Below are 18415 nucleotides of genomic sequence, written 5' to 3'. Positions count from 1 at the left end.
TTAAAATAAAAAACCTCAGAAGAGGGTAGGTTGGCGCCATATATTATAAGTGTACTTGACTTCAAACTATAACTAGTGAAGGGATATGAGAGTCCTAAAAACCATGAAAAAGATTGATTTTTTAAAATGCTTATCCATCATCACAAAAGACGGATTAAGAACTCAAAAATTTAAGAATAGCCATCTACAGCTCATCTCTTCAGCTGAAGAAGGAAGACGAGGCTCTGTATTTGCTTATCGTTCAAAAGCGAATATGGTGAAAGCACGTGGTGTTGTTTTAACCTCTGTCGAATCATTGCTGGAGAATCAGGATCAGTTTACACACTGGACTCCTAACGTATATTGCTATGGAAGCTATAGCGATGCTGGACGACGGATTACACGTGGCCACTCTGAAGATAATCTTAGACAGATTAACACCTTCTACATTGACTTTGATATTACCTCTTCAGCTGAAGAAATGACGACAGGAGATATTTTAACTGCTTCCCTGGAGTTAGGTTTTATGCCGACGTTGATTCTAAAATCTGATAAGGGATTTCAAGCCTATTTTGTCCTCTCAGAATCAGCTTATGTTACAGTTCATTCTCAATTTCGAGTGGTGAAGGTGGCCAAAGCTATCTCTCAAAATTTGAGAAATTACTTTGCTCAAACTTTACCAGTAGATATGACCTGTAACCATTTTGGAATTGCTCGGATTCCTCGAACTGATAATGTTGAATTTTTTGAAGCTGACTATACCTATTCGTTCCAGGAGTGGTTAGATTGGTCGATGAAGCAATCAGAACTTCCCTTCCCAAGTAAAAAGCCAAATTTGACGGTTATTTCAGGTTCTGAAGGTGTAAAACAGATTGATGAACCCTGGTATCAATTGTTGATGAGAGAGGGGAATATCAAAGGTGGAAAAGCCTTGATGGGAAGAAACAACGTTCTTTTCACGCTAGCTTTAGCCAACTTCTCTTCAGGAATCGATCAGGAAGAGTGTGAGGAGGTTCTTTCTAGTTTTAATGCAAATCTAGACGAACCACTCTCTTCAGCTGAATATCATAAGATTATCACAAGCGCCTACTCAGGAAAATATGAAGCTGCTAGTCGTGACTATGTAATGACTTTATGTAAAGCATGGGTCAATCAGGAACTCAAGGCTTCAGATCTCTTTGTGAAGCAACGTTGGTACAAGTTTAAGAAGAAACGTGCTGACAGAAAGAATAGTCATCTTCATGAATGGAAAACAGACGTAATGGCCTATTTAGAAGGCTTCTATCAATCTGAGGATCCATTTATCCAGACGACAAAAAAAGAGATACGAGAGAAGTTGAACATTCCTGAGCGTTCATTAGACAAAGTATTGAAGGTTCTCAAAACAGAACAAAAGATCTTCTTTACAGTCAAACATGGACGTGGAGGAGGCATCAGATTAGCCTCTATCAAAGCAATCTTGCTTTCTCTTATCCAGGTAAAGAAGGAACGTCAGGAAGCTTATATGGCCAACATTGCCACTTTCTTTGAAGAAAGTATAGAGTTCACTCAGAGAGTGATAGAAAGGGTTAAAGATGGGTATAAACAAACACAACAACTATCTCTATTTGAACTTGATATTGGATAATTTTAAAAACCCGTAAACTGCCTTACATTTATATCTACGATTATTACAAAGATATACATGTACATAAAATAACTTAAGGAGGAATGATATGATTTTGATTTTAGTTGGATTGTTTAGTCTTATATTTGTAGGAGGATTTTTCTTAGTTCTCTCACTTATAGGGATTCGTCAACAAGTTCGTTTTGAAAACGGATATGATGCTGAGTTAGAGACAGATCAGCTGGCAATGATTAGCCAAAATAGAAAGTGAGAAGAAGAATGAAGTACGTAATTTTCAGTTTTGAATTAGGTGATTATATTTGTAATGGGGAGAATAAAGTTTTAGTTTTTGATACTTTGGGACTAGCATTTCAGTATCTTCAAGAAAATTACCGTAAACCACTTCCTGAACAAAGAAAAAAGAGATTGATTCACTATCCTGATGTGTATCAAGCTCCGTTTAGACTTTTAAAAGTTTGTTAGGAAGGAGACAGGTCGATGTCAGAGTTATTCAAAATTATCCGTGGATACTATCTAACAGGAGTTGGACAAGAACCATTGGCTTATTATTTTAAACTTTCATCGGATAACTTAAAATTTGAGTCGGTTTCTGCAGGGGATGTAGCTTTAACTTTTTATCAAAACGAGGAGAGTATTTCTAGCATTCCAGCGATCATTAGAGTAGATAGTGTTATCTCGAATGATAAAATGATTTCAGATTATCTGCAGGAGGAGTTGAGAGATCATTATCCAATGTTGCCAATTGTCCGTGTATTGGATTCCGAGGAATTTGATCCTTTGCTTTTTCAAGAAGTGATGACAACGTTCACTAACTTGAAATCAGAAATAAAAGAATTGGCCAAGATTGATTATGTTCAAGGTTCCATATTTGATTTTATGGATGAGGAGGAAATAGGATGAGAGAGATTTTTAGACACGTTAAGTTAGTTTTAGGGGCTATTCTGGTCATTTTAGTTGTGAGTCTCGCAGTTCTAGGAGGGTATAGGGTGTATAAAGATCATTTTATCTTAGATTACGATTCTCACCTTACTCAGAAGGAATACCAGAATACTGTACTTGATCAAAATGTAAACCTAGTATTTTATAAAAAAGATTGTCCTTACTGTCAGGTTGGAAAAAGTGTAGTTGTAGATGCAGCCAATAAAGGTTCCTATCCAACATTTTACATTGATACTCAGACAGAAGAAGGTCAAAAGTTGGTAGAAAAATACCAGGTTGAAAAAGCTGCAACTATCATCAAGATTCGTAAGGGAAAAATAAAGAAATATCTATATGCTTCAAGAGATTCAGAGGAAAAGATTGTAGCAGATGAGAAAGCAATCCAGGAGGCCATAAATGACTAAAAGGGTAAAGCTAAGTAAATGGGCCGAGACAGCTTTTCAAAATGATTGGGAACTGTGGCGTACTAGGACAAATGAAGGAATGGTTGTTTTAGGAAAATTATCAGATGGAACGTTTACCCTACATCGTTTTAATGATGAGGGAGGACAACTAACACATATTTCGCATGATGAAGCTCTTTGGCTAACATTGGATTTGGCACCTGAAAAGTTAGGCTGTGTTTAAGGAGGTAGTATGTATCAAATTTTAAATGCTATTGCGCATGGCGTGGTTGGAACTATCTTGATTGCGATCTGGTTCGTACCACTCTTCAGGATAACTATATGTGATAACTTCGGAAATGAAATCAAAACGAAAAGACTGCCATTGGCGTTCTTAATGCTACTAAAAAGTGTTTGGCCTAAAAGTAAGATTTCATTTATTTGGAAAGGATATAAGAAGCATGAGAAGAACTAAATCATCTACTTTGAAGCAGAAAAGAGCTAACAAACATTTAAGAGGTATAAAAAATTACACGCTATCGAGTGAACAAAAAGGTTTTGATGATGTATCAACTTTTGATATGTTGTTTGAAACAAATGTGAAGTATCGAGTTTTTGCAATTTTAGGAGGTGTATCTGGTTTTATTTCGCTAGTTTTAGTATCAGTAAATCTCTTTTTAGGATTTAATGCGTATGTAATTGTAAATTCAGTTAATATGAGTCCAACTTTTCTTAAATTAGTAGGAGTAAAAGAAGTTTCTTTTATGACAGTCTTTGAATCATTTTATTTTGGAAGTGTCGAGTTAATGAGAGATATGTTTGTAACTATTTGTGTAGCTATTATAGTTTTTTCTTTATCATTATTTATAATTTGGGCTACTGAAAAAAAGACAGATATAAACTCTTTAACAAATCAGTATTATGAAAAAATCAGGAAGGAGAAATAAAATGTCTACTTTAATCGAAATATCCAAACGATGGATTGAAAAGATAAAATCTAGCCCAATTTTGAAACCATTTATTAAGATTAAAGTTTGGTTTCAAGAGAATATTATTAAGAGAAAACTAGTTATTTTCTCAATGTTGTTTGTGACCTGGTTGACCCTTTTGATGGGAGCAATTTTCTCACCACAAAGACAAACATATACTTCAGAACAACTCAAAACAAAGCAATTTTTTGCGAATGGGAGTGGTGAGATGAAACTGGTTAGCCAGGAATATTCACCAGATACTGGAATTATTGTTTTACAATTTGAGACGAAAGATGCTACGACTTCGATAGATCGGGGCATCGATGCCAAACGATTGAAATGGAAACTCTATGCGCAGCATAAAGACTCAAAAATAGAGATGGATGTTGTGCCAATCATTGATAATAAAGTATCAGTTATTATTAAAGGAGTTCCGAAAAATTTTGGTGCATTTGCGATCGATGTGACGAATCAGACAGTCTCTTCTAGCTCAATTGATGTGAATATTTCATCGCCATCCAGTGATTCTAAAAAGGTTTCTCAGAAGAAATCTGGAGAAGAGGACACTGTGCAATTCTTTGTAACTCCTCAAAATCCTCAGCTTGAAATCAAAGCTATTGAAGTTGTCTCCAGAGAAGAATTTACTCTTCAGGAAATCGAAAAAGAGATCAATTTCCAGAATGAACAGTCTCAAAAATTGACAACATCAATTTCTCAATTGAAGGAATCAATTGAAGATGATAACTCACGAAAAGCGAGTCTTCAAGCAGAAGCAAAATATCTAATAGGTGATGATCTCGAAGCCAATCAAAAGAATATTGCTACGCTAGATACAAATATCGAAACGAAGAATAGAACTATTGAAACAGCCTATAAGAACATTGAAAAGTTGAAGGCTAAATTGGAGTCTTTGGACAAGAAAAAACAGGCAGTCAAAGATGGAACATTTGAATTTTCAAACCCTATTGAAACTGTAGAAATGAATTAAAGTGAGGTAAAATAAAATGAAATCAAAGAAAAGTTTTAAAAAGATTTACCATGTAATGTTTTTCATAATGATTGATTGTTGCTTCACTCTATATATTTTACTTACTGTGTCGGCTTTTCTTACCTATCAGTGGTTTGTAAATCTCAACTCTTCTACAATTCTTTATTATTACGATACCATGAGTGTACTATGGTTTAGTATTTTGATTTCTACAATTTTGACAAAGATATTATATCGTCCATTGTTAAGCTCTATCTGGTTCCAACCCTTGTGGGATAAGATAAACGATAGTGAATAAAGAGAATGAATCTCCTTAATTTTTTAATTAAGGGGATTTATTTTTTATGATTGTCCCTTTAAAAAATTTTTTTCAGTTATCTCTTATACTAGAATCAATCAAAAAAAGAAAGGCAGAAAAATGAAAGAACAACTTAAATTAGCACCAAAGGAAAATCAACCAGTTAGAAAGCATCGTACTGTTTTCACAAGTACAAAAGGTTTGATTAGAAAACAGAAGTGGGTTGTGCTGGATATTGATGAATATGGAATAACCTATCATAGTAATCCAGGGTATAAAGGAGAAATGTTTTCTTCAATGTACCTCGTTCTACAGGAAATTAAAATTGATGAACGTTCTTTCACACTAACCATCAAGAAAAATGATCATGAAGTTTATGTGATTGATTTGAAAAAATTAGATGGTGATTTGTGGAGCAATTTCCAAATTGTAAAAGAAAAAATTACCAGCTTTGCAGGAAATAAATTAAGGAATTAAGAAATACGAAATTAGAAAAAAGGAGAAGTAATCATGGCTAAAAATGATTTAACAAAAATTGATAATCAACTAGAAGAGGCAAAGAAAAAAGTTGCCCTTTTGGAAAAGGAACGTAAAGAAGCAGAAGAGAATCTTCAAAAACAAATTGGTAAAATTTATGTTCAAATTCAATTAAAGAAAAATAAAAATCAGTCGTATGAATCGATTTTTGAAGAGTTAAAAACGGAATTAAGTTTCATCAAAGAAGAGGAAAAAGAACAACGTTTAGCAGCTAAGAAAAATCGTGAAGAAGGAAACTTTCCAGTTGAAAATCAGTCTTAATTTTTGAGTTTTGAACTTCCAAACGAAACCAAAAACGGTGTAAGTAAAAGTATGTAAAGAAGAAAAACAGTGTAAGTATAACACCTATAAAGTGTGTAAAGGTAAGCATAACATGTGTGTGTAAGTAGGTGAAACCGAGAAAATTGATATCATTGGAAACGTTGATACTATCAACATATCACGGCACGTGATATCAGTTTCCCTTATGCTCTTTTCTACCACAACACACCTAAAAAGGACCTTAGTCCCTCTGTGTGTGTTAGTGTGTTGAAAAACCGCAAAAATAGAACCGTGACGGTTCGTGATGTTGCGAGGTTGAAGTTTTCTTTTTTGCTTCTTTTTGCTTTTGCTTCGACAAAAGAAAAAAGAAGTCCTGCTTTTAGGACAATAAATAATAAGATGGAGGATACAGATGAACCTTCTCATTAGAGGATTAACACAGGAAGAGGTTAGCTATCTAAAAGCTCTTGCAAAAAAAAATAAAGCCAAATCATTAAATGATTTTCTGCTCTCAATCTGTCGTGAAAAAATTGAGTACGGAAAATTTAATCGTGCTCAAGATTTGTATGTGGCTCATTTAGAAAATATGAAATTAGCTTCTGACCATGTTCTGGAACAAATGAAAAAACAGACAAGGATACTATCTGAATTTGAAGAAAAAATGGATTGCTATGGTGATCATATTTCACGCTGGTTAGAGTATGAAGGAGAGGTGGAAAGTGATGACTAAAAATTTTTTAATTCGAAATGTTCCCGACGATATGTTTGAACAACTTCAGGCTATTTCAAAAAAATATAACTATCCAAGCTTTAATGAATTTATGTTGTCGCAAGTTCAAAATATCGTAATGAATGACGGATTGAATTTGTACGATAATCAATTTGCGGAAACATTGTCCGATATCAAAAAACAACAAAGTCAGATTTTAGAATTGATGTTGAAGAATGAAATTTCTCTTTCTGCTTTAAATGTTAAACAAGATATTGTAAATGAACTAACCACAAATTGGTTATATTTTATGGATGATGTATCTGCACTTGAAGCTGAACGACGGTCAGGTGGTGTTTGAAAATGAAGAAGAATAAATCTCTGTTCATCATTCTCATTTTTCTTGCCATCTTTATCGTACAACCTAACAATTTTAATGCTATCAAATCTGGCTTGACACAAAATGATATCCCGAATCAATTGAATATAGCCGATTCAGCTGAAGAAAAAAATCCCAACTCAAATTTGAATTCTACTCTGAAAAATGATGATTTGAAATCGAAGGAGTATGACGGAAAAAATCAAGTGATTGTCGTCAATGAAAAATCACAATTTACAAAAAGCGAATTGAGTTTAGAAAGTGGCAGCTGGGAAAAATATTCTGATCTAGATTTTTTAAATCGTGTAGGAATTGCTGAAGCGATGTTGGGAAAAGATTTGATGCCAACTGAAGATAGAGAATCTATTTCGTCTATCACACCAACAGGATGGAAAAATAAAAAAATAATTTTCAACGGGAAAGAAGATTATTTATATAATCGTTCTCACTTAATCGGTTTTCAATTAAGTGGAGAGAATGCGAATGCTAAAAATTTATTTACAGGTACACGTGCTTTAAATGCAAATTTTGAAGATGAACAATCATCAATGGTTTACTATGAAAATAAAATTGCTAACTACATAAAAAATACGAACCACCATGTTCGCTATCGAGTAACTCCCATTTTTAGAAATGTGGAATTAGTTGCTAGAGGAGTTCGTATGGAAGCACAGAGTATTGAAGATGATGAGATCTCATTTGATGTATATATCTTTAATATTCAACCAGGATATAAAATCAATTATTTGACAGGATCATCTCAGAAAAATTGAGGAGGGAAAAATGAATCCAAGACTTAGCTTATATTTTAGCGAAGAAACACATGAAAAATTTAAGGAAATAAAATCCTACTTGAAAGAATCGTCTGCTTTGCAGAAACAGTATCGAAATAATTCAGCAACGCTTGTCACTTTGATTGAAGTTTTTTACAAACTTTTTATTGAATTAGGAGAAGGAAAAAATTTCTATGAGCGACTGACTCAACTGGAAAAAAATTTGGGGGATGCCTTTGATTCTGGAAATGATAACAAGGCAATTCATCGTCAACTTGATCAAATTCTCTATCTAACGCTAACCAACTTTCATGCTATTACGAAAGATGATTTTGATGTCCAAGAATTGGAATCTATTCATTCACGATTGGATCCTACACAACATGAATTGATGGCACGAATCAACGATGTCATTCAAGAAGATATTGCACGTGGTCAAACTATCAAACATTCTCATTGAGGTACAGTAAATGGTAGATATTGTTGAAATATATTTAGAAACAGGAGATTTTCATGAAGCGGTGAAACAGTCAGGGCTACCTACTCATATAGCTCATTTGAAATTAATAAAGAGTGGCTGCCTTAAAATTCAAGATAAAATTCAGTATGGTTCTAGGACAGCTAAGCTCGGGGGAATGGCCGAGGAGCTTTTTCAAAAGTATGTTCCAGATGCAACGGATGCGAATAAGTATTTCAAGAAAAATAATCCAGTATATGATTTTTGGCTAGATGGTCTAACGATTGATGTAAAATACAGCTCATTGTATAAAAGGAAAAACGGGAACTCCCATCACTGGCAATTGAGGACAAAAGGAAATCAAGATTTTATTGTCGCCTTTTTAGAACGAGAAAGTGGTTCAGAGTTAGAAGAACCAAATATCTTATTGATTCCCATGCAATTTATTGAAGAGCAAAAAGAATTACACATTTCTCAATCAGGACGGTGGATCAATGATTTTCAAGTTGAACCTGAAGAATTACAACCGTTATTAAAAGACTATGCTCTTTTAAGAAAAAATGGACTATTTTAATTCAAAGAGAGGAAAATAATGAACGTATCTTCTAGTCCAAGTATTACCTTCATGCTGCAATATACAGAAGCAAATAGTGGGTTTGTAGACTACACCAATAGAGACGAAGCTGTCGAGGTTGATAATGAATTAAATTTAGAAACACACAGACAAAATATTGAGTCTCTAACTGAAGATGAAATACAAAAAATCCAAGCTGAAGTCCCAGAAACAAAACTTAATTTCCAGGAGTACATCGATTATATGAATCGTTCTTATGCTACTGAAAATCAAAATAAAGAAATGACAGCGATTTTTACAAAAGAGGCCAATTACTTGCAGCGTAGCAAAGTAACTGAATTGAAAAGTAAGTTAGAACAGGCTTATCAAAATGGCTCTCTTCTATGGCAGGGTGTTATCTCTTTTGATAATGATTTCTTAGCCAAAGAAGGATTATATGATCTGGAAACTGGGAAAGTCGATCAGCAAGCTATCAAGTCGGTCATACGTGAAGCATTGCCAAGATTGATTGAAAAAGAAGGCTTATCCGACTCATCATTTTGGTGGGCTAACATTCACTTGAATACGGATAATATTCATGTGCATTTTGGCTTATCAGAAGTCGAGTCTGCAAGAGAAAAAATTTTCTATCGGCCTCGTGGACGAATGGAATATAGAGGTAATTTTTCTCAGAAAACCATTGAGCGTTTTAAAAGTGATGTTTTTCATGGCTTGTTAAATGAACAGACTAGAGGAATGATTGTTCGACGAGAACAAATATTGGCCAATATCAGAAGTGAGTTGATCAATTCTGTATTTAGAGATCAGATGGTGCGTTCTTCAGCTGAAAAAAATTTTTTGGAGCAGGCTTATAATCATTTGCCTATGGATAAAAAATGGCGCTATGGATCAAATGCAAGAGATTTTGCAGTCAGTAAATTCTTCCTTGACCGCTATCTGGACTCCTATTTAGAAAATGATGGGAAAGAGCTCTATCAAGAATTTCTGAAAGAAACGAAGGAGTTCCTAGAAACCTATAGAGGAGCTTATTCGACTGGAAAAAAATCAACCTACGAGAAGATTCGGAAACTTGACGGTCGTGTTGAGAAAACACAACAGGAGGCTGCAGGCTATCATATGCAGCAATTAATTGCGAGTCGAGAGAAGGAGTTGAGAGAACGACTAGCAAATAAAATCTTGCACCTATTTCGTGAGAATGCTCCTGAAATAGCTGATGTTCGGCTGGAAAAAAATTTGGCCAATTTCTCAGTAAAGAATCAACAAATGATTTTAGAACAGGATCCCAATGCAAGTGTTATCAAAACACTAGATGCCTGGGAAAAACTGGGTTATGAGTTGAAAGATGGGGCAAAATCTATTGAAATTACAAAACCAGTCTATGCTGCTTATGATAAACACGGAACAGGTTTGGGACGTCCTGAATATGTTACGGAATTAGTTTATGATGTGAGTCAGATGAAAGAAGACTTACTGGAGAAGCAACTTAGTTTACGAGACTTATCGCTATTTTCTTCAGCTGATTTGAAAGATCTTGTAGAAGCAGCTAAAAAGAAAAGTGATCGTTCATTAAAAGAGCGCCAGGAGTTAGGAACATTTCGCTATGCATTAAAATTGAGTCTATTGGAAGAAAAACAAAGTAGTTTATTAGTTCGTAAAACTCTTTTTGATCAAATTCAACCACTTGAAACTGATAAGCCATTTATTGAATTGAAAAAGAAAGAAATTCAACAAAGACTGAAGCTGACTGAATTGCAACTGACCCCAAATTATAAACTAGGCGAAGCAGACCAATCTCTAAAACAATCTCTTGCTAACCAGTTTGAAGATAGTGTTTCATTTTCAGTAGAAAAGGCTGATTTATTAGCAATTCAAGCACCAATTAAACGTCTGAAGGGAGAATTAGCGGCAGTTCAACCTCTTCAAGATGAAGGAGTGCTGACTATTCTAAAGGGCTATCCTGTGACGAAAGATAGCTATATAGAAGAGCTACAGACCCATATCTCTATTTTTCAGCTGAAACATCAGATTTACAGTCGAAACAAGGAAATTTCACAAACGACTGATCAAGCTACTGTTAAAAAATTAAAACAGGAGAATGCGAAAGGATTTTCTGAACTCAAATCACTTTATCAAAAATTGTTGCCGGAAGAAGAAAGTAACCAGAAAAGTCAGTTAGCTCAGGCTGTTTCACAAAAAATGCAAGAAAGAAAGGTCTTGCAAAGAAAAAATACCCAACAATCTCAAGGTAAAGCACTCATCAATACAGATTTTATGAGAAACTTGACCAACTCTCTTCAAAGAGCCCAACGTGCAAATAAAAAAGCCCTTATGGAACGTGAGAGAAGTGATGAGAGACAAGAACTGGAGGAGAAGGGACACAGTATATAAGAGTCATTGTAAAAGCAATGACTTTTTTTGTTGAAAATGGAAATCTATTGTCCCTTTAACTGTGATTTCTCGATTATTACATAGAATAGAAGGATAAAAAGAGAAAGGAGTAGAAAAATGGAGCTAGTATTTCCAGATGTTGCAGTTGAAGACTTTGATTTCTCAGCCGAATGGTTAATTACGGCAATGAATGCTGATAACAAGCAAGTGCATTTTGAGGGTCAAGGAAGAAATTCTGATTTAGAAATGGTTCTAGATTTTAAGGAAAATTCTGAGCTATTTGAATCTTTTTCAGTAGGGGAATTGGTTCACTTAGATCCAGAAACGTTTCTACAAGCAGAGAAAGAGCCGTATAAACCACAGTATGAAGGATTTTAAGGAGATTTTATATGACAGAACAAGAATCAAGACGTGGGAAAAGTCGTAGAGAACGTGTTGAATTTGCACGTTCTAGAGATATTTTGGATGTTGCAAACGAGCTTCAGATGGAGCTGGTTCGTTCTGGACGAGACTATCGATGGAAAGAACATGATAGCCTAGTTATTTCACCTGATAAAAATTTATGGAAATGGTTTTCTAGAAATACAGGTGGTGATGCGATTTCTTTGGTTGAGACAATAAAGGAAGTAGATTTTAACCAGTCTGTAGATTTTTTAAATGATGGAAATTTTAAAGAGTTTCAAATGGTTGAAAGACCTCAAGAAGATTTTAAATACTATCTTGAGAAATACGAGCAGCCGTTTTCAGCTGGACGAGATCACTTGCGGAATCAACGTGGACTATCAGATGAAACAATTGATTATTTTTTGGAACAAGGTGTTTTAGCCCAAGCTAACGCCAAACTTGACTACTTCGCGGAAGGCACTGGTGGAGTCACAACAAATGCGATTGAGCCAGTTATTGTCTTCAAGTCCCTTTCTTCTTCAGGTGAAGTTGTTGGAGCCTCTTTACAAGGAATCCAGGAGAATTGGGAGAAGTGGCCAAAACATGGATATGCTAAAGTGATTATGAAAAACTCCGATCCTATGACAGGTATTCATGTTGATATTGGCAGTCCAAAACGATTGATTTTCACTGAGAGTCCAATTGATTTAATGTCCTACTATGAATTGCACAAGGATAGTCTTCAGGACGTCAGATTAGTTTCTATGGATGGTTTGAAAGAATCGACTATTGGCCGTCATCTATCTCAAATTCAAGCTGAAATTTCAGGAAAACCACTAAGATGGACACCTGAACAAATGGCAGACGGACTTCAAATCGCTATTGATCATCACTTTTTTGAAGATGGGAAAAATGCGGATTTAATCACCCTAGCTTTAGATAATGATAAAGCAGGTAGAACATTCATTCAAGAATTGGAAGCAAAAGGAGCTGTTATCAATTCGGATCTACCAGAACTAAGATCAGGGCAAGATAAAACGGACTGGAATGATGTTCTAAAAAGTCAGCATGAAGAAAAATCTGATAGTCGAAAATCAGAATATGAAGAAATAGCTGAAGCAACTTTATCAGAATCAAGTCACTTTCCTGATACCAGCCACCTTTCTCCTGAAGATGCGGAGTGGCTTAAAGAAAATTGGAACAATATTTCTTTCTCTGTTCAGTCAACTAGACCCTCTGAAACAGATCTAGCTGCGGAAGAAAAGCATTCTCCAGGCAATCAAGAGTCTATTAGGAATATAGAGGAGAATGCTGGAAGATTGATGAGCTATGAAGAGGTAAAACGTGAAAATGAAGCATTAACAAAGAGTTTAAATAATCGGATTCAATCTGGAGAATTATCGATTGAATTTGCCCCAGATTTCTATCTATATGATGTCTTTGCGAAGTTAGGAAATAGCCATCCTACCAAATATCTCAATGATAAGCGAATGGAAGTGTTGTCTCCCATTCATTCACTTTTGACCTCTATTGATGATCAAACGATTGATTTATACAAGACAAAAGGAACTCCTGAGCAAGATTCCTTGTATCAAGCATTGAAACCTCATCAGAGAACTTTGGGAGTAGATATTTCAACCCGATTTATTGGTGAACTTGCAATAGCAGCATACAATACCAACAAGCAGATAGAAAGCCTCTCAAGTGACAGTTTCGGCGTCTATTTTGGTGAAAGAACCCTTGATAATCTATCACAATCGGTTGAGCGAATGTTGGAGTATCCATTGATTGAATCGGGAACAAGAGACTTTGCCCATGGTTTTGTGACAACACCAAATACATTGTTTCACTATTTGGATGAGCAAGAGGGAGAAGTGGTTTTAAATCATGAATTATTGGATAACTTGATGTCACGTTTTGAGACTCATCCCATTAAGATAATAGAGGCTTCAGAAGAAAAAGCCCCTGAGAAATCTCAAGAGCTAGATATGATTTTTGAGCAACAAAAAAACGAGAGGACCAGTGGTAGTCTGGGGTCTTTACAGCCCGAAGCTGAAGGCAGTCCCACACCCGTACCAAAAGCTGGCACCTTTGAACGCTCTGTTACCAGTCGTCCTACGACATCCTCTCATTTACTTTATTTTACCATAAATGAAGAGTTTCAGTCAAGTAACGATGGCTACTATCACTCTATTTCCTTAGATGAATTAACTAAATTGAATCGTCCAATCCGTCGACTAGCTTTGCAAAATGCAGCACAGTATTATTTGGATGAGTTGGCCAACTCAAAGATTTATTATGTTACCCCTGATAAGACTGTACAAGTTCATTTTGAAGAAAAGCACTTCATGCACCTAACAGGAATTAAACCAATTGCATTAGGGCAGACACCCGAGAAAACTTTACATGATTTTGCAGAAGGAAATGGGCATTTTGATAATATTTTATTGGCTAATAATGATGCAGCTTTTGACAAACTAAAGGTCTTATCAGATCTTTCAGTAGCAACAGAAAGTACATCTTTCTATTTTGATGATTTAACTGATCTTAGGCGATATGATGGACGTTTTGATAGTCTTATAAAGTCTGATGATAAAGATATTATCTTGTTATTCAAAGAGTTAGAGGAAGAAAACTATATTCCAATATCAGTTTTTAAGTCTCGGACAAAACTTACCAAGGAACTGGAGACGGTAGATAAAACACCTATTCTTGGCGTATTCCGTGAACGTGATGGCCAGATTGAACAGCTATCGATTAATGAGGAATATGTTAAAGATGGTGGCGAGGAAATGTTATCTATCTTAAAAAATAAGCAGTATGAGGAGGTTTCTGAAGAACCTGAACCACCAGCTCCAGAGAATACACTGAATAACTCCCTACTTGATGCGAATAAGTTTACTCAAGTCTTAGATACTGTCTATAATTTAGGCGTGCCTAGTGACATCTCAAAAACTCCAGAAGAATTTCATCAGGCATGGAATCAGTATCTTGACTATGCAAAACAGTACAATGATAGATTTGATCAGATTATTGCAGCCGCTGGGAAAGATCATCTCCTAGATACAAATTCAGATTTTTATAAAGAATGGATACAAGATCATATCTATAAGGAAAACTACCATGTACGCCTTCAATGGTCTGAGGAACGCCCAGAAAGCCCTATATTGCCATTTAAAGAGACAGAGCTGATATCTTATCAAGATTTCGCTAGGGAGCTATATAAGGCCAATCAGGACTTTTATCCAATTCATCAAGAAGGAATGAAACAAGTAACAGCAGGCAATACTGAAGGCTATATCCCTCCTACCAAAATTAAGTTTGATGTCTATGCTCCAGGTGGTGAAGTGATCAAAGAGGGAATTCGATATGATATTGGAGATGAGACTACACCAATTTCACAAATGCTAGGATTAGGATATCGTCGACTCAACGGTCAATCTGAACTAGCATCGATGGATGAAGAAATTCTTTCTCAGCTGGAAAATAGAGAGGTGAATAAGGAAATTTCCCAGGAAGCAAATGAATCATTTCGATTGACAGAAGAAGTAGCAGGTCAAACTCTTGATACAAGAGAAACGGTAGCTTTTCAATCTTCTAAGCAAGAAACTAAAAATAATTTGCTTCAGCGTGTAGAGGAGATTCTGAAAGAGGAACCTATTTCGGATTTGGAGACTCCTGAAGTAAACTCAAGTAGTATTGATTATGCTGCTTTAACGCCTCATGAATTGAGTGAGGTTGCTTTCCAAAAAGTGAGAGAGTACACAGAAACACCAGAACGGTTAGAAGAGTATCTGAATTTTATGAGTAAGTTTCCAGAGCTCTCACCTAGAAATGTCGCTTTGATTCAGGAACAGTGGCCAGGAGCGAGTGCAGTCGCAACCTATAATCAATGGCAATCGATGGGGGAAGTTCTTGGGATTACTTCAGATCAGGTATTTGAAACTAGAAATACCTATACCAATAAAAAAACAGGTCGAACAAGAGAAGTTGTCCATAACAATCTTTCGGTTAAGACAGGAGAAAAATCACATATTACCTTGTTTAGACCTATGATGGTTGAGATGATTCCTGTATTGGATGAAAATGGAAATCAGGTAAAAAATGGAAAAGGCAATCCAAAATATAAAAGACTTTCTGAAGCGACACCTGAAGAAAAGGCATTAAAGAAAGAAGGAAAATTGAAATCTCGCTTCTTCCAGGAAAGAGATTCAAACACAGGCTTAGTTAAATTCGCTACGTATAAAGTATTTGAGTTATCTCAAACAACCTTGAAACCTGAATTTTATCCCAAAGCGATGCCAAATCGTCACTATGATTTTAATATGGATCATATTCGTACAAAAGAGGTACTTGAAGGGCTTTCAGACTATGCTAAGGGTATTGGGGTAACAATCTATCAAGACGATGCAAAAGAGTTGAGAAGTGCGAAAGGAGCTTTTTATTCAGATGAACAAAAGATACTTTTGAATCCAGATAATACTCCTGGGGAAGTCGTTGCAACCACTATTCACGAGTTAGCGCATGCTACTTTACATAATCCTAAATTTGCTAATTCGTATAAGGAGGATGTCTCAAAAGATCGTAGAGAACTTGAAGCTGAGATGACAAGTTATCTCGTTTCTAAGCATTTTGGCTTAGATACCTCTGAGAAAGCCATTCGCTATATGGCAATTTGGACTGATAATTTGACATCTCTTGATGATCAACAACTAGCGCAATCTATGAAACGGATTCATGGAACAGTATCAAAGATTGTAAAAAGTGTTGAACAACATACAAAACCTTACCAGTTAAACAGACAGGTGGTACAGAATCAAAATTTTATCCAAAGCCCAAAGAAGGGGCTTAAAGTCTAGAAAGAGTGCTCTTTTTGAGCCTCTTTTTTGTGTAAAAAGTTATATAACTTTTTGTGTTGTTTTTTGATATGAACTCGTTGTATTCTGTGTCAATGTCCCTTTACAAAATATTTTTTAATTATAGATTACAATGACAGAAAATGAAGTAGAAGGAGAATGATATGGTTATAGTTGTTCTGGCTGAAAAAGAGAAACAGGCAGAAGCTTACGCTACAGCTTTGGGACAATTTAGAAAAAAGAATGGTGTCTATGTCATTAGGCAGTCACCCTATTTTCCAGTTGAAGTACATGTGGTGGCTGCTGAAGGGCACCTATTTGAATATAGTGAACCAGACAATTGGTCGCTTGATAAATTACCTCTTACAAATGTTTCATTTAAGCAACATCTGAAAGAGGACAAGGATTCGAGAGAAAAATTTAAGAGAATCTATGATGAAGTGGTAGCAGCGGATCAAGTGATTATTGGGACGGATGCTGATAGAGAAGGAGAGCGGATTGCGTACTCTATTTTATCGCATATACCAGGAGGCAAGGAGAAAATTTGGAAACGTCTTTGGGCAAGCTCCATGACAAAGAAAACTCTTCAAAAAGCTCTTCAGGAATTGAAGGAACCTTCAGAAACCTATAATTACTATTTAGAAGCTGAAGCACGTGCACAAAGCGATTGGTTGGTAGGCATGAATTTATCACCTCTTGCAACGATTGATCTTCAAGCAAGAGGGCAACTCCCTCGAACAAAAGGTAGCCATCTATCTGTTGGCCGAGTTCAAACACCAGCGGTCAGACTAGTTTGTGAGAATGATTTAGAGATTCGCAACTTTACTCCAGAAAAATATTGGAAGCTTCAGTTGGAGGATAAGAAAAATGGGGTATTTTTCACCACAAAAGACAAAACTAAGGATAGTGAGGTTATTTTAGCCTCTTCAAGGGGATTATCAACCACCTCTGTTATTTCTTCAGTTGAGGTAGAAAATCATCAGAAATCAGCTCCACAATTATTTACCTTGTCTGCATTACAAAGTTTTGCAGCAAGTGCTTGGAAATTTGACTCAGATAAAACAGAGAGCATTGTTGAGGGACTATATTTGGAAGGATTTCTCTCCTATCCACGACCAGATTCAGAATACATCAATCAATTTGAGTTTAACGATTTAAAAGAAAATCTATCTGCCTATCAAAAAGCTATTAATTGTCATTTTCAGCCAGCGTTTCTGGAGCCTAGAGAAGATTATGTCAATGATGAAAAAGTATCTGGTACAAGCCACTCAGCCTTGATTCCGACTGAAAGAATTCCAAACCTTTCAAATTTAAAAACTGACCAACGACTGATTTATGAAGCAGTTGTGAAGCAGGCAATCTTGATGTTTGCGGATGATTGTTATTATTCAACCAAAACAATTGAAGTAGAAAATAATGGTCTTGTTTTTAAAACAAAGGGTAGAACGCTTCATAAATTAGGATGGGCTGAATGGAGTTCACGAAAGGTACGAGGTCCAGTTGAAGTTCCTGATTATCAAGTGGGAGATAAAATTGATACGCAGGTTCAGATTGTAGGGGGTGAAACGAAACCACCTAAAAGACTAACTGAAAGCCAATTGATTGGCCAAATATTTCCTAAATATGGCTTGGGAACACAAGCCACTAGAGGAGAAATCATTAAAAAAATTCAAAGTAAGGGTTATGTTGTTAAAGATAAAAAAACAGGTCAACTAACTCCCACCAATAAGGCCTATCTACTTATCAATTATCTCTATGACAATGAATTCTCTGATCCAGAGACAACAGGAGGCTGGGAAATGTTTCTATCTCAGATTGGAGAAGGGACAATCAATCCACGAGAATTTGTGGATGCGATAAAAGATAAGCTCACTCTTCAAATCAAGGAAGTAAAAGAAAGAGGTGACTAAGT

19 protein-coding genes are annotated in these 18415 nt (G+C 35.6%); all 19 read left to right on the top strand.

What is annotated here, in order from left to right:
* The first annotated feature begins 103 nt into the window (after positions 1–103).
* The 19 genes from V470_08500 to V470_08405 all read left to right on the top strand — a co-directional run bounded on the left by V470_08500 (position 104) and on the right by V470_08405 (position 18413).
* Positions 104–1606: a repR gene (locus V470_08500; GenBank protein ID AHZ48451.2), complete on the top strand. Its 1503-nt coding sequence runs from the start codon at positions 104–106 to the stop codon at positions 1604–1606.
* 258 nt (positions 1607–1864) lie between these two features.
* Positions 1865–2068: a hypothetical protein gene (locus V470_08490; GenBank protein ID AHZ48450.1), complete on the top strand. Its 204-nt coding sequence runs from the start codon at positions 1865–1867 to the stop codon at positions 2066–2068.
* Positions 2069–2083: 15 nt separating this feature from the next.
* A complete protein-coding gene (locus tag V470_08485; protein AHZ48449.1) occupies positions 2084–2506 on the top strand; it encodes a hypothetical protein in 423 nt (140 codons plus the stop codon).
* Positions 2503–2949, top strand: a complete 447-nt coding sequence (locus V470_08480) for a thioredoxin (GenBank protein ID AHZ48448.1) — start codon at positions 2503–2505, stop codon at positions 2947–2949. The genes V470_08485 and V470_08480 overlap by 4 nt, the downstream gene beginning before the upstream one ends.
* Positions 2942–3172 carry a hypothetical protein gene (locus V470_08475; GenBank protein ID AHZ48447.1) on the top strand — a complete coding sequence of 77 codons (231 nt, stop codon included), beginning with the start codon at positions 2942–2944 and terminating at the stop codon, positions 3170–3172. Before V470_08480 ends, V470_08475 begins: the two co-directional genes overlap by 8 nt.
* A 9-nt stretch (positions 3173–3181) precedes the next feature.
* Positions 3182–3403 carry a multidrug transporter MATE gene (locus V470_08470; protein AHZ48446.1) on the top strand — a complete coding sequence of 74 codons (222 nt, stop codon included), beginning with the start codon at positions 3182–3184 and terminating at the stop codon, positions 3401–3403.
* Positions 3390–3875, top strand: coding sequence for a hypothetical protein (locus V470_08465; protein AHZ48445.1), 486 nt, complete (start codon positions 3390–3392; stop codon positions 3873–3875). The genes V470_08470 and V470_08465 overlap by 14 nt, the downstream gene beginning before the upstream one ends.
* 1 nt (position 3876) lies before the next feature.
* Positions 3877–4887, top strand: a complete 1011-nt coding sequence (locus V470_08460) for a hypothetical protein (protein AHZ48444.1) — start codon at positions 3877–3879, stop codon at positions 4885–4887.
* A 418-nt stretch (positions 4888–5305) separates the two neighbouring features.
* Positions 5306–5662 carry a hypothetical protein gene (locus V470_08455; GenBank protein AHZ48443.1) on the top strand — a complete coding sequence of 119 codons (357 nt, stop codon included), beginning with the start codon at positions 5306–5308 and terminating at the stop codon, positions 5660–5662.
* A 33-nt stretch (positions 5663–5695) separates the two neighbouring features.
* Positions 5696–5983: a hypothetical protein gene (locus tag V470_08450; protein AHZ48442.1), complete on the top strand. Its 288-nt coding sequence runs from the start codon at positions 5696–5698 to the stop codon at positions 5981–5983.
* A gap of 412 nt (positions 5984–6395) precedes the next feature.
* Positions 6396–6713, top strand: coding sequence for a hypothetical protein (locus tag V470_08445; GenBank protein ID AHZ48441.1), 318 nt, complete (start codon positions 6396–6398; stop codon positions 6711–6713).
* Positions 6706–7053, top strand: coding sequence for a hypothetical protein (locus tag V470_08440; protein ID AHZ48440.1), 348 nt, complete (start codon positions 6706–6708; stop codon positions 7051–7053). Before V470_08445 ends, V470_08440 begins: the two co-directional genes overlap by 8 nt.
* A gap of 2 nt (positions 7054–7055) precedes the next feature.
* A complete protein-coding gene (locus V470_08435) occupies positions 7056–7844 on the top strand; it encodes a DNA-entry nuclease (GenBank protein ID AHZ48439.1) in 789 nt (262 codons plus the stop codon).
* Positions 7845–7854: 10 nt separating this feature from the next.
* The gene (locus tag V470_08430) at positions 7855–8304 is read left to right on the top strand and encodes a hypothetical protein (GenBank protein AHZ48438.1); all 450 of its coding nucleotides are present in this window, start codon (positions 7855–7857) and stop codon (positions 8302–8304) included.
* A 10-nt stretch (positions 8305–8314) separates the two neighbouring features.
* A complete protein-coding gene (locus V470_08425) occupies positions 8315–8875 on the top strand; it encodes a hypothetical protein (protein ID AHZ48437.1) in 561 nt (186 codons plus the stop codon).
* 18 nt (positions 8876–8893) lie between these two features.
* Positions 8894–11263 carry a hypothetical protein gene (locus V470_08420; protein AHZ48436.1) on the top strand — a complete coding sequence of 790 codons (2370 nt, stop codon included), beginning with the start codon at positions 8894–8896 and terminating at the stop codon, positions 11261–11263.
* Positions 11264–11380: 117 nt separating this feature from the next.
* Positions 11381–11641 carry a hypothetical protein gene (locus tag V470_08415; GenBank protein AHZ48435.1) on the top strand — a complete coding sequence of 87 codons (261 nt, stop codon included), beginning with the start codon at positions 11381–11383 and terminating at the stop codon, positions 11639–11641.
* An 11-nt stretch (positions 11642–11652) separates the two neighbouring features.
* Positions 11653–16506, top strand: coding sequence for a toprim (locus tag V470_08410; protein ID AHZ48434.1), 4854 nt, complete (start codon positions 11653–11655; stop codon positions 16504–16506).
* 161 nt (positions 16507–16667) lie between these two features.
* A complete protein-coding gene (locus V470_08405) occupies positions 16668–18413 on the top strand; it encodes a DNA topoisomerase (protein ID AHZ48433.1) in 1746 nt (581 codons plus the stop codon).
* The last annotated feature ends 2 nt before the right edge of the window (positions 18414–18415 follow it).

It is taken from the genome of Streptococcus sp. VT 162 (assembly GCA_000688775.2).
Classification (GTDB): Bacteria; Bacillota; Bacilli; order Lactobacillales; family Streptococcaceae; genus Streptococcus.
This window is presented reverse-complemented; position numbering and strand designations above follow the sequence as displayed.